The sequence below is a fragment of the Adhaeribacter rhizoryzae genome, from assembly GCF_008629685.1.
Classification (GTDB): domain Bacteria; phylum Bacteroidota; class Bacteroidia; order Cytophagales; family Hymenobacteraceae; genus Adhaeribacter; species Adhaeribacter rhizoryzae.
In genome coordinates this window covers 21,336-34,905 of record NZ_VWSF01000033.1, presented here as the reverse complement: position 1 = coordinate 34,905, position 13,570 = coordinate 21,336, and the positions used below count along the sequence as shown (strand labels likewise).

General features: G+C 44.8%; 8 protein-coding genes. 4 read left to right on the top strand and 4 right to left on the bottom strand.

The window, feature by feature from the left end; translation table 11 throughout:
- Nucleotides 1-5 precede the first annotated feature (5 nt).
- The 3 genes from F0145_RS24600 to F0145_RS24590 form a co-directional block, all read right to left on the bottom strand.
- Entirely contained in the window at nucleotides 6-4,703 is a 4,698-nt protein-coding gene (locus F0145_RS24600; RefSeq protein WP_223816226.1) for a HAMP domain-containing protein, read from the bottom strand.
- Between the two features lie 98 nt (nucleotides 4,704-4,801).
- A complete protein-coding gene (locus F0145_RS24595; protein ID WP_150093068.1) occupies nucleotides 4,802-5,551 on the bottom strand; it encodes a ParA family protein in 750 nt (249 codons plus the stop codon).
- Between the two features lie 304 nt (nucleotides 5,552-5,855).
- Nucleotides 5,856-6,332 carry a SixA phosphatase family protein gene (locus F0145_RS24590; protein WP_150093066.1) on the bottom strand — a complete coding sequence of 159 codons (477 nt, stop codon included), beginning with the start codon at nucleotides 6,330-6,332 and terminating at the stop codon, nucleotides 5,856-5,858.
- 157 nt (nucleotides 6,333-6,489) lie between these two features.
- Between F0145_RS24590 and topA the strand changes: the two genes are divergently transcribed.
- Both topA and F0145_RS24580 read left to right on the top strand, forming a co-directional pair.
- The gene (topA, locus tag F0145_RS24585) at nucleotides 6,490-8,940 is read left to right on the top strand and encodes a type I DNA topoisomerase (protein WP_150093064.1); all 2,451 of its coding nucleotides are present in this window, start codon (nucleotides 6,490-6,492) and stop codon (nucleotides 8,938-8,940) included.
- 92 nt (nucleotides 8,941-9,032) lie between these two features.
- Nucleotides 9,033-9,731 carry an SIR2 family NAD-dependent protein deacylase gene (locus tag F0145_RS24580; protein WP_150093062.1) on the top strand — a complete coding sequence of 233 codons (699 nt, stop codon included), beginning with the start codon at nucleotides 9,033-9,035 and terminating at the stop codon, nucleotides 9,729-9,731.
- A 66-nt stretch (nucleotides 9,732-9,797) separates the two neighbouring features.
- On the opposite strand, the gene F0145_RS24575 is transcribed toward F0145_RS24580, so the two are convergent.
- Entirely contained in the window at nucleotides 9,798-10,886 is a 1,089-nt protein-coding gene (locus F0145_RS24575) for an o-succinylbenzoate synthase (protein ID WP_150093060.1), read from the bottom strand.
- 159 nt (nucleotides 10,887-11,045) lie between these two features.
- On the opposite strand from F0145_RS24575, the gene egtB reads away from it, so the two are divergent.
- Nucleotides 11,046-12,320, top strand: a complete 1,275-nt coding sequence (gene egtB, locus F0145_RS24570) for an ergothioneine biosynthesis protein EgtB (protein WP_150093058.1) — start codon at nucleotides 11,046-11,048, stop codon at nucleotides 12,318-12,320.
- 31 nt (nucleotides 12,321-12,351) lie between these two features.
- Entirely contained in the window at nucleotides 12,352-13,326 is a 975-nt protein-coding gene (egtD, locus tag F0145_RS24565) for an L-histidine N(alpha)-methyltransferase (RefSeq protein ID WP_150093056.1), read from the top strand.
- The last annotated feature ends 244 nt before the right edge of the window (nucleotides 13,327-13,570 follow it).

Here is a 13,570-nt window from a genome sequence, read left to right as displayed (position 1 = left end):
TCTTTTTAAGATTTAGATTTAGGAGAACCTTTTTTGGCTGGCGATTTTTTAGCATCATCAGATAAGGATGAATTACTGCCGCCGGTATTACCCGTGTTTAACCCACCCGAGCGCCCGTTAGAAAAATTGCCACTGCCGGTAAACCTATCGTCGGGAGCGCTGTTAAATCCTGAATTTCTTACATCCGGAATTCTATTTAATTCCTGCATGCGCGGCGGAGTAACTAAATAATCGCGGCTATTGGCCGGGAAGCCCATGCGGCGAATAGTGCGGCCGTGCGGTATATAGCTACCGTTAATTAACTTAAAGGCCGAAATAGCAATTTGTAAATCATCGGCAATTTCGTTCAGTTGCTGACTAGACGCGGTAAGTTCCTGCATCGAGCCGGATAATTGCTTGGCCGTACCTGCCACCTGCTGGGTACCATTGGCCGTTTGTTCGGCAATAGCTACCACCTCTTCCACGTATTTCACCACATCCGAAATAGATGATTTTTGTACTTCGGTAGCAGTTAAAATATCTTGTGAAGAACGCAAGGTTTCGCCGGTGGAATTGGCAATATTTTTAAAGGCGCCGGAAGCTTCGAAGGTGGCATTTTTTCCTTTTAATACCCGGCCTTCCATGGTCGAGATCGCCGCCGCCGCCGATGAAGTATCTTTTTTAACATCGTCTACCAGCGTAGCAATTTCATTGGCTGATTTACGGGAGCCTTCCGCCAGTTTCCGGATTTCTTCGGCTACTACGGCAAAACCGCGACCAGCTTCACCGGCCCGGGCCGCTTCAATGGCGGCATTCAAGGCCAGTAAGTTGGTTTGCGAAGCAATATCGGTTATAACGCCCAACGATTTAGATATTTCCTGCGAACGGGTACTTAGTACTTCAATGGTTTTTGCTGTCAGGGCCGCTGCCGTCGAAATTTCTTCCATGTTCTTCACCACTTCAGCCACAGTTTTTAAGCCTAACTGGGAAGTTTCTTCACCCATGATGGCCGCCCGGTTTACCACATCGGCTTTGTTGGCGGTTTCTTTCGTGGCTTTCATAATTTCCTCGATCAGCTTAAACGCTTGGTCGGTTTTAAGGGCCTGGTTAGCAGCACCTTCTGCCATTTGCTGCATCGATAAAGCCACATCTACCATTACGCGGCTCATGTCTAAACCTTTATTCGCCATTTCTTCGGAAGAGCTGCCCACAACCAAAGAGCTGTCGTTAATTTCGCCCAAAAGGGAGTTCAGGTTATCTACCGCCAGGTTAACGGCGTTGGCCATGGCCAGTATATCGCCGGCCGTATGAATTTCTACTTTTTGGGTTAAATCACCTTCGGAAATAGCGCGTACAATACGCGATACTTCGAGTACCGGCGATACAATTGATTCTAGCAGGTCGTTGAGGGTATCTACTAATTCTTTCCAGCTTCCGCTTACACCCAGTACTGTGGCGCGCTCGGTAAGTTTTCCTTCTACCCCAGCCACTCTGGCTACCCGGCTTACTTCACCGGCTAAACGGTTCAGGTCATCCACCATGTTATTAATAGTTTCGGCCAAATCAGCCATTTCGCCTTTGGTTTCGAGCGTCAGCTTTTGGGTAAGGTCACCTTTCGATACCGCCGTTACTACTTTTACAATGCCCCGCACCTGAACCGTTAGGTTGGTCGCCATCCGGTTTACGTTATCGGTAAGCTGTTTCCAAACCCCACCTACGTTTGGCACGGCAGCTTGTCCACCCAGCTTACCTTCGGAACCTACTTCCTGGGCTACCCGCGTAACCTCACCGGCAAATACGTTCAGCGAGTCTACCATCTGGTTCAGAATATTTTTGAGTTCCAGAATTTCGCCTTTAACATCTACCGTCATTTTCTGGCTCAAATCGCCGCGGGCCACGGCCGTGGCTACGTTGGCAATATCGCGTACCTGACTGGTTAAGTTGGTAGCCATGGTATTAACATTATTGGTAAGCTCTTTCCAAACCCCGCCTACATTAGGTACATTGGCTTGGCCGCCCAGTTTACCTTCGGAACCTACCTCACGGGATACCCGGGTAACTTCGTCGGCGAAAATATTCAGGGAGTTTACCATTTGGTTGATGTTGTCCTTCAACTGCAAGAGTTCGCCTTTTACATCAACGGTAATTTTCTGGCTCAAATCGCCGCGGGCAACGGCCGTAGCAACATTGGCAATATCGCGTACCTGGCTGGTTAAGTTACTGGCCATGGTGTTTACGTTCTCGGTAAGTTCTTTCCAAACCCCCGCTACGTTAGGCACACCCGCCTGGCCACCCAATTTACCTTCCGAGCCTACTTCCAGCGCTACGCGGGTTACCTCATTGGTGAAAATATTTAAGGAGTCCACCATTTGGTTAATGTACTCTTTTAACAGCAGCATTTCGCCCCGTACATCTACCGTAATTTTTTTACTTAAATCACCTTTGGCAACGGCAGTAGCTACGGTGGCAATATCGCGCACCTGCAAGGTTAAATTGCTGGCCATGGTGTTTACATTGTCGGTCAGCACTTTCCAGGTACCACCCACGTTGGGCACATTGGCCTGGCCACCCAGTTTACCTTCGGAACCTACTTCGCGGGCTACCCGCGTAACTTCATCGCCGAAAATATTCAAAGAGTCCACCATTTGGTTGATGTTCTCTTTTAGTTGCAATAATTCGCCGCGTACATCCACCGTAATTTTCTGGCTTAAGTCGCCGCGGGCAACGGCGGTGGCTACATTGGCAATATCGCGCACCTGGCTGGTTAAGTTACCCGCCATGGCGTTTACATTATTCGTAAGTTCTTTCCAAACGCCAGCTACATTCGGCACTTCGGCTTGCCCGCCCAGTTTACCTTCGGTTCCTACTTCTAAAGCCACCCGCGTAACCTCACCGGCAAACACGTTCAGCGAGTCTACCATCTGGTTCAGAATATTTTTGAGTTCCAGGATTTCGCCTTTTACATTAACGGTCATTTTCTGACTTAGATCGCCTTTTGCCACGGCGGTAGCTACGTTGGCAATATCGCGTACCTGGCTGGTTAAGTTACCCGCCATAAAATTAACGTTATCCGTTAAATCCTTCCACACGCCGGCCACGTTCGGCACTTTGGCCTGGCCGCCTAATATTCCTTCGGCACCCACTTCCAGGGCTACCCGAATAACTTCCCGTCCAAAAATATTCAAAGAGTCCACCATTTGGTTGATGTTCTCTTTTAATTGCAATAATTCGCCCCGTACATCCACCGTAATTTTCTGGCTTAAGTCGCCGCGGGCAACGGCGGTGGCAACATTGGCAATATCGCGCACCTGGCTGGTTAAGTTACCCGCCATGGCGTTCACATTTTCCGTCAGGTCTTTCCAAACCCCGGCTACATTGGGCACTTTAGCCTGGCCGCCCAGTTTACCTTCCGTTCCTACTTCTAAAGCCACACGGGTTACCTCTCCGGCAAATACGTTAAGCGAATCAACCATTTGGTTAATATTTTCCTTTAACTCCAGGAATTCGCCTTTTACATTAACCGTAATTTTTTGCCGCAAATCACCTTTGGCTACCGCAGTAGCCACGTTGGCAATATCGCGCATTTGTAAGGTTAAGTTGCTGGCCATGGTGTTTACGTTGTCGGTCAGCACTTTCCAGGTACCACCCACGTTGGGCACATTGGCCTGGCCACCCAGTTTACCCTCGGAACCTACTTCGCGGGCTACCCGCGTAACTTCATCGCCAAAAATATTTAAAGAGTCCACCATTTGGTTGATGTTCTCTTTTAATAAAAGCATTTCGCCTTTTACATCTACCGTAATTTTCTGGCTTAAATCGCCGCGGGCAACGGCGGTGGCTACGTTGGCAATATCCCTAACTTGTAAAGTCAGGTTACTGGCCATGGTGTTTACGTTGTCGGTGAGTTCTTTCCAAACACCCGCTACGTTAGGCACACCCGCCTGGCCACCTAATTTACCTTCCGAGCCTACTTCCAAGGCCACCCGAGTTACTTCACCGGCAAAAATATTCAGGTTATCAATGGTGCGGTTAATGGTTTCGGCCATTACTTTAAAATCACCGGATACCGGAATCTGGAAGCTTTCGTCGAGGTTACCCCGCGAAATATTCTTTAATACCTTACCTACCTCTAAAACCGGAACCGCAATGGAATCGACCAGACCATTAATATTATTGATCATGTCTTTCCAGAAGCCGGCCGCGTTTTCGGCCGAGGCCCGGGCTTTCAGGTTACCTTCTACTCCGGCAACTTTCGAAATCCGCGATACTTCGCCACCTACACCCCCAATCATCTCTACCATAGAGTTATAGGCTTCGGCAATGTCGGCAAAAATATCATTGTGCTGCTTGGTTAACCTAACTGAAACATCGCCTTTTTTAAAGGCATCTAATGCAAATAATACCCGGTTAAGCTGTTCGTTTACATATTCATCGTCCAAGCCTTTAAAGCCGTTTTTTCCATTAGCACCGTTCACAGGGTTTTCTGCCGGAAGCTTGATTTTACCATTTTTATCGGCAGGCGGTTCGGCTACCGTGGCTATAGCGGCCGGTATAGCTTTGGCCCGGGTTCCGGCGCGTTTGGGGGTTGCTTCCGGATTAGAAGCTGTTACCGGCGCCTCGGGTGGAGCAGTTGCCTCGTTGGTAAGGTTCTTCTCCGCTGGTTGCATCGGTGCTGTTTCTTCTTGTTCCGATTTTGCAATCAGTTTATCTTTATTCAACTTCATGTTTTTTCCTAAAGCCATATGCTTGACCCTGTGTATATTATAAACTAATGGAATGTAACTGTAAGACCGTTATTTTCTGCCGAAGAAAACTAAACGGATTATTTTGTATTTAAAAATTCGGCAGCCAGTGCCTGGTAATCCTGGGCGCCGTAAGAACCCGGGTCATAGTCCAGCACGCTTTTGCCAAACGAAGGCGCTTCGGCCAACTTCACGTTCAGACGAATCCGGGTTTTAAATATTCTTTCGGCAATATTTTGCTCTAAATATTCCTGAATTTCCGAACTAAGTTTTCGTCTTTTATCGAACATAACCACCACGATGCCCTTTACCTTTAATTTAGGGTTAAAAGCCGATTGTACTTGCTTAACCGTATTTAAAATCTGGCTTAACCCCTGCAAGGTTAATACTTCCATTTGCAATGGAATTAACACTTCGTCGGAAGCTGCCAATGCATTTACCGTCAGCAGCGACAACGAAGGCGGGCAATCTATTAAAATAAAATCATAGCCTTTGGCCTCGGCTAATATATTTTTCAGAAAACTTTCGCGTTGCGGCTGGGTAACCAAAGATATTTCAATATCTACCAACTCATTAGAACCCGGGGCAATGCTTAAGTTTTCTTGTTTAAGTATTATTTGGTTTAAACTTTTACTGCCGCTAAAAACATCGGCCAGGGTACCCTGCGGTTCTTCCACTCCTAACGAATAAGAAAGATTGGCCTGCGGATCGAGGTCTATCAGTAATATTTTTTTCCCGGTTTTACTTAAGGCACTTCCTAAATTTATTGTGGTAGTAGTTTTCCCTGTGCCACCTTTTTGGTTAATCACAGATACTATTTTTGGCGCCATTCTTATGCAGAAAAGTATTTAATTAAATATTGCTGATTTGGTTGGTAAAGCTTTAAAGGAACTAAATTATTGCGTAAGTAACTACAAATTTTATCATTTTTGAATTACTTACCAATACCTGAAACCTGTAATTTACTATAATATTACAAAAATTTATCTGCATGCCGGAAAGCTAAATATTAATAATCTGAAATCCAGCGGAATAATATTCAGGTTTATTTTGGCTTATGCAAGCACATGAGGTACTAAAATGTGCAAGTACATTTGCCCGCCTTAATTGTATCTCTTAATTAGCTTAAAAATATTAGTAATTAAGGTGCAGTTTAAACGGCTCGTGCTCTACCAAGGCCCATTCGGTAGCTTCCGAAATAAAATAATTACAACCGCCGGTTGGCACGTATACTTTACTGTTGATTAATTTACTAACTACTTGCGAAACCGCCGGATTGTGACTCACTATTATTACGGTCTGGGCCGATTCGGGCAAAGAAGCAATTTCGTGTAATATATAAGCGGCGGACGAATTATATAATTCCTGGCTCGATTTTAGCTTACTTTGTTCATAACTAAGCACTTCTGCTATTTTATAAGCAGTCTGGCGGGTTCTGACAGCGGCGCTGCAAATAATTTCGTCGATGATAAGGCCGAACGCTTTAATAAAAAAACCAGCTTTTGTTGCCTCTTGTACACCGGTTGGCGAAAGCGCCCGGTCAAAATCCAATTGATTTTTTAAAGCCTCTGGGGTGTGGGCGTGGCGGCACAGAAATAAATTTTTAGGCATAAATAACAACTACAGTTTATATATAACAGTACTAAATAAAGTTTTATTTAAATTTTATAGAACTTTCAAATGTTATAGCCAGTTGTTTTATTAAAAAAAAAATATTCATCTTTGAAAAAAATTGGCTTGTAGGGTCGGAGTTATAGTAAAAGTAAGAATGGTTAAGAATTTAGTTATAGTTGAGTCACCGGCAAAAGCCAAAACAATAGAAGGTTACCTGGGTAAAGATTTTATAGTTAAGTCTAGCTTTGGCCACGTACGCGATTTACCCAAGGATAATAATGCCATTGATATTAAAAATGGTTTTAAACCTACTTATGTGGTTTCGGCCGATAAAAAAGAGGTAATTGCCCAATTAAAGAAACTTGCCAAAGAAGCCGACACGGTCTGGCTCGCATCCGATGATGACCGGGAGGGTGAAGCCATCTCCTGGCACTTATCCGAAGCCCTGAACCTGAACGATGCCAAAACACGGCGCATTGTATTCCGGGAAATAACCAAAAATGCCATTCTAAACGCTATTGAATCGCCGCGTAAAATAGATATAAACCGGGTTAATGCGCAGCAAGCCCGCCGGGTACTCGACCGCCTGGTTGGTTTTGAGCTTTCGCCGGTACTCTGGAAAAAAATAAAAACCGGGCTTTCGGCCGGCCGGGTCCAGTCGGTAGCGGTGCGCCTGGTAGTAGAGCGGGAACGCGAAATAGAAAAATTTAAGGCCGATTCGGCTTTTAAAATAGTAGCTTATTTATTGGTTAACGGCAAGCAACTGGAAGCCGAATTGCCGACGCGGTTTAAAACCCAACCCGAAGCGCAAGCCTTTTTAGAAAATTGCAAAGGCGCTGCATATACCATCGAAAACCTGGAGAAAAAACCGGTTAAAAGAAGTCCGGCCGCGCCTTTTACCACCTCTACCCTGCAGCAGGAAGCCAGCCGTAAATTAGGATATTCGGTTGCCCAAACCATGACGGTAGCCCAGAAGCTTTACGAAGCCGGTAAAATTTCGTACATGCGTACCGACTCTACCAACTTATCGGAAGATGCCATAAACGGTGCTGCTACCGAAATTACCAGAGCCTTTGGGGCCGATTACGCGAAAACCCGGCAATACCGCACCAAATCAAGTTCGGCGCAGGAAGCCCACGAAGCCATCCGGCCCACCGACTTTAACGCCAAACAAGCCAGTTCTGACCGCAGTGAACAACGTTTGTACGAATTAATCTGGAAACGCGCCATTGCTTCCCAAATGGCCGATGCAGAAATTGAAAAAACAACGGCTACCATTGGCATTTCTACCCAGCCCAGCGCTAAATTAATTGCTACCGGCGAGGTTGTTACGTTTGAAGGTTTCCTGAAAGTATACATTGAATCGAAGGACGACGGCGAACAGAACGACGATATTAAAGGCATGTTGCCGCCATTATCGGTAGGTCAAAATTTAAATTTAGAGCGCCTGCAAGCCACCCAACGCTTTACCCGGCCCGCTCCCCGCTATACCGAGGCTAGTTTGGTGAAGAAACTCGAAGAACTGGGCATTGGCCGGCCTTCTACGTACGCTCCTACTATTTCTACTATTCAGAAGCGCGGCTATATAGAAAAAGATAACCGCGAAGGCAAAGAAAGAGCTTACCAGGTACTTACCCTGGTTAACGACGAAATAAAACCCGAAACAAAAACCGAAATTACCGGCGCCGAAAAAGGAAAATTATTCCCGACCGATATGGCTATGGTGGTGAACGACTTTCTGGAAGATTATTTCCCGGCAATTATTGATTATAAATTTACGGCTAAAGTAGAAGAAGAATTCGACCAGATTGCAACCGGCAAAAAGGAATGGGATAAAATGCTTCAGAATTTTTACGGTCCTTTCCACGAAACTGTAGAATCGAGCCAGAATATTGAACGCTCTGCGGTAAGTGGTGCCCGCGATTTGGGTGTTGATTCCAATACCGGTAAGAAAGTTTCTGCCAAGCTTGGCCGCTTTGGACCTTACGTGCAATTAGGCGAAGAAAACGAAGAAACTAAAGAAAAACCAATTTACGCCAGCTTACGCAAAGGCCAGTTTCTGGAAAGCATTACCTTAGAAGATGCGCTGGAATTATTTAAGCTGCCCCGCGTTTTAGGCACCTACGAAGAGAAAGAAATGAGTGCAGCCATTGGCCGTTTTGGTCCGTTTATTAAGCACAACAATAAATTTTATTCTTTGGGCAAACAGTACGACCCGTACACCGTTAATACCGAAGAAGCCGTTGCCATAATTGAAGCTAAACGGAAAGCGGATGCCGAGAAAAGCATCAAAACTTTTGAGGAAAACCCGGAAGTGCAAGTGCTGAATGGCCGCTTCGGCCCGTACATAGTAGTGGGTAAGAAAAACGTTAAAATTCCGAAAGGCAAAGAGCCTAGTGAACTGACCTTAGAAGAATGTTTAACGTTGGCGGAGCAAACTCCCGATAAACCAACGCGTGGTGGTTTTAAGAAAAAAGCGGTAGCCGAAAAACCGGAAAAAGAAGCGCCCAAGAAAAAAGCTGCTCCTAAAAAAACTACGGCCGCAACTACTAAAAAAGCTGCAACAACTACCAAAAAAGCAACAGCTACGGCCAAAAAGAAATAATTTCTTTTAAATAACCTTTTTGCCTCTAACCTTTCTGTTTTTCTGCCGAAGAATAGAAACATTAGAGGCATTTTTATTTAAAATAACCCAACATGCAAAGAAAAAAACTGGTTGTGTTAACCGGAGCTGGTATTAGCGCCGAAAGCGGTATTGCTACCTTTAGAGATGCCAATGGTTTATGGGAAGGCCACGATGTAATGGAAGTGGCATCACCGGAAGGATGGCGAAATAACCAAGCCTTGGTGTTAGATTTTTATAACCAGCGCCGTAAACAAGCCGCCCAAGCCAAACCAAATCCGGGCCATTTGGCGCTGGCCGAGCTGGAAAAAAAATTCGCTGTTACCATTATTACCCAAAACGTGGATCACTTGCACGAACAGGCCGGTTCTACCAAAGTAATTCACCTGCACGGCAGTTTATTTCAGTCGCGGAGCACCGCCGACGAAAGTTTAGTTTACCCGATAGAAGGTTGGGAACTGAAATTGGGCGATAAATGCGAAAGAGGTTCGCAGTTAAGACCCAATATTGTTTGGTTCGGCGAAATGGTACCGCTAATGGACCTGGCGATTACCGAAGCGCAACAAGCGGATATTTTCATGGTGGTGGGCACGTCGCTGGTAGTTTATCCGGCAGCAGGTTTGGTACATTACGTGCCAGCCAAAGCAACTATTTACGTTATAGACCCAAACTTGCCACCGATGAGTAAACGGCCCAATCTGCATTTAATACCAGTAAAATCCGGCGAGGCTTTACCTCAACTCGCGCAAAAATTAATGGAAGAAGCTATATAATTGATCCAATTTAAAGCTAAACAATCAAATTAATTACTTGTATTTAAATAACTAATATTAAATAATTTATTTCCTGAATAAATCTAAATCCCATTTTTTTTCTCTTTCATAATATAACTTGCCCTGCTTAATAGAAAGTGGCGAAGAAATATTATTATGGTATAACTGGCCGGTTCCTAAACCTTGCTCGCGGGTAACCGGATACTGCGCCGTAAACTGGCTAATGGCATTCAGGCCAATATTTGATTCCAAAGCCGAAGTAATCCACCAATCTATTCCTAGCTGACTGGCAATATTTATCCATTCTTCGGTAGCCTGCAGGCCGCCCAACAAGGTAGGTTTTAATATAATGTAAGCCGGGGCAATCTCCCGCAGCAATATTTCTTTTTGGTCTATGCCAGTAACACCAATTAATTCTTCGTCCAAAGCAATAGGAACGGGTGTTACTTTACAAAGCCGCTGCATTTCGGCTGCTTGTCCGGCCCGGATGGGCTGCTCAATGGAATGTAAGTTAAAAGCGGCTAGTTTCTCTAATTTTGGTAAAGCTTCGGCCGGGGAAAAAGCGCCGTTGGCATCAACCCTTATTGTTAAATGTTCGGCGCCGGCTACTTTCCTGATTGCCTTTAATATTTCCAGTTCGGTGTTAAAGTCCAGGCCGCCAATTTTAAGTTTCAGGCACGCATAACCTTCCTGCAGTTTTTTCTTTATTTGCTCCTGCATAAAATGTTTATCGCCCATCCAGATTAAGCCATTTATGGGAATACCGTTTTTTTGTTGGGTAAACGCATTATTAAAAAGTATTCTTTTGCCGCCGGCTAGTAAATCCCGCCAAGCCGATTCCAAACCAAAAACAACCGAAGGAAAACTCTTTAAATCTGAATTATAAATTATTGATTTTAAATCTGGTAAATCTACTTCCTGAATATTTCGGTTTAAATATTCAATTTGTCTAAATACCTGCTTTCTAAAGTCCGGATGATGCTCCAGACTTAAACCCGGTAACGGTGCGCACTCCCCCAGCCCAAATATTTCTTTTTGCCGGGTATTATAAAGTTTAAAATAATAAACCTGGTGCTGTTGCATGGCGCCGCGCGATGTGCGGGCATCAAATTTAAAATTAAGCGTGTGCGGAATTACCTCCAGTTTTAAAGACATCAGCTAAAAATTAATTCTAAAAACAAGGCAAAACTATAACTTACGCACAAATTAATATTAAGCTTAAAATATTTGCTTACTGCGCATACAGAACAAACCCTAAAACCTTTAAGATTAATTTGGGTTTAAGAGCTACATCAATGCCAAAGTTTAAGAAAAATGGCTAATAAGTTTAACATTCAGGAATATTGGCAACGGTTTACTTTAATAAGGGCCGAAACCGAAAAAATTTGTCAGCCGCTTTTACCCGAAGATACGGTGGTACAACCCATCGTGGATGTGAGTCCGCCCAAGTGGCATTTGGCCCATACCAGTTGGTTTTTTGAAGTTTTTATTCTGGAAAAATATTTGCAGGCTTACCAGGTTTTTAACCCGCTTTACAGCTATTTATTTAACTCTTATTACAATGCCGTTGGCAGCCGGGTAATGCGCGATCAGCGCGGCACCCTCTCGCGGCCACCTTTAGCGGAGATTTACCAGTACAGAAGTTACATAAACCAGCAAATGCAAATATTGCTGCACGAGCAATCCGAAAGCTTACCGGAAGAAATTTGGCCCCTATTGGAAATTGGCTTACAACACGAACAGCAGCACCAGGAATTATTAGTTACCGATATTAAATATATTCTGAGCACCAATCCGCTTTTGCCGGTTTATACGCCAGCTACCAAGCAGGCAGCTAATACCCAACTACCAGAGCCAGCATTTTTACCGGTGCCGGCCGGGTTTTATACCATTGGCTACACGGGCGCAGGCTTTAGCTTCGATAACGAGCATCAGGCGCATCAGGTGTGGTTACCTGAATTTAAGGTGCAGAACCGGCTCGTAACTAACCAGGAATATTTAGCTTTTATGGAAGCCGGCGGTTATCAGGTTTTTAAATATTGGTTAGGCGAAGGTTATGATTTAGCCCGGCAAAATAATTGGGATGCCCCGCTTTATTGGGTTAAACAGCAAAACGAGTGGTTTCGGTTTACCCTTAATGGCTTGCAGCCCATAAATTGGGACGCGCCGGTGGTGCATGTTAGTTTTTACGAAGCAGCGGCGTATGCTAATTGGGCCGGGCACCGGCTTTTAACCGAGTTTGAGTGGGAAGCCGCCGCCCAGGTTTATCGGCCGGAACCGCAAGCCAAAAGCTTTTTAGAAGCAGGTTTTTATGATCCGCAACCAGCTACTAACCAACCGGCAAATAACTTACACCAATATTTAGGCGAAGTATGGGAATGGACCAACAGCGCTTATTTGCCATACCCGGGTTTTGAAACTGCCCCTGGCGCTTTGGGCGAGTACAACGGCAAATTTATGATAAACCAAATGGTTTTGCGGGGTGGTTCCTGTGCCACGCCTATCAGCCACATTCGTGCTACTTACCGCAATTTTTTTCCGGCCGATAAGCGCTGGCAATTTAGCGGCATCCGCTTAGGGACCAAATAAACCCCGCTACCCAACCCGTAAGATAAAAAAAATGACCTATACCCAGGACGAAAAAAAGCAAAGAAACCAATTTGCGACCGATGTAGTTAAAGGTTTAACGAGCCACCCGAAAAAGCTGTCTTCCAAATACTTTTACGATGGTACCGGTAGTAAGCTTTTCCGGCAAATTATGGACTTGCCCGAATATTACCTTACCCGCACCGAAACCGAAATATTCCGGACCCAATGCCGCGAAATAATATACAGCCTACTGGGGCAAGCTACCGCTTTTAATTTAATTGATTTAGGTGCCGGCGATGCTACCAAAACCCGCTTGCTTCTACGGGAATTACTGCAGCAAAAAATAGATTTTACGTACGTGCCCGTCGATATTTCGGCAGATGCCCTGGAGCACCTGCAAACCGAACTGCAAACCGAATTGCCCCACTTACAGGTGCGGCCGCTGGCCTCCGAATATTTTGCGGCGCTGGATTGGCTCACGAAAAAAGAAACTAATCCTAAAGTAGTTTTCTTTCTAGGTTCCAATATCGGCAACTTCGAAACCAAAGCCATTAATCATTTTACCCAAAAGCTCCGGCAATATTTACAAGCCCAGGATAAAGTTTTTATTGGTTTCGATTTGCAGAAAGATCCGCACGTAATCCGGCAGGCTTACGACGATGCAGCCGGTATTACAGCGGCTTTTAATTACAACCTGCTGCACCGCATTAACCAGGAATTTGCAGCCGATTTTAACCCGGAATATTTTAAGCATTTTGCCGAATATAATCCCGTTACCGGCAACATGAAAAGTTATTTACTGAGCACAAGGGCTCAAAAAATATACCTGGCCGATTTAGATCAGGAAATAGCTTTTCAGGCCTGGGAGGCCATCCACACCGAAACTTCGCATAAATTTACTTTACCCGAAATAGAGCAATTAGGCAACTCGGTAGGTTTAAAAATTAACCAGGTTTTTACCGACCCCAAACATTATTTCGCCGATGTTTTATTCGAGGTGATTTAAAGTAAAATAAGAACCTGTTGTGTATTTAAAAAATGAATGAAGCCGCTGCCCTTGCTCGGTGTTTTCACCAGCAAGTAGGTTGTCGATACGTGAAGAATTGGTAATGATAATGCCAGCAAAGGCAACCAACTTTACTTTTAGGCAAAATACTAAACTGCTTCTATAAATTACTGCTTTCCTCCAAATTTGCCGCTGGTTTAAAAGATTAGGCTTTACCAAAACTAGGGTGGCTGCGAAAAGCTTA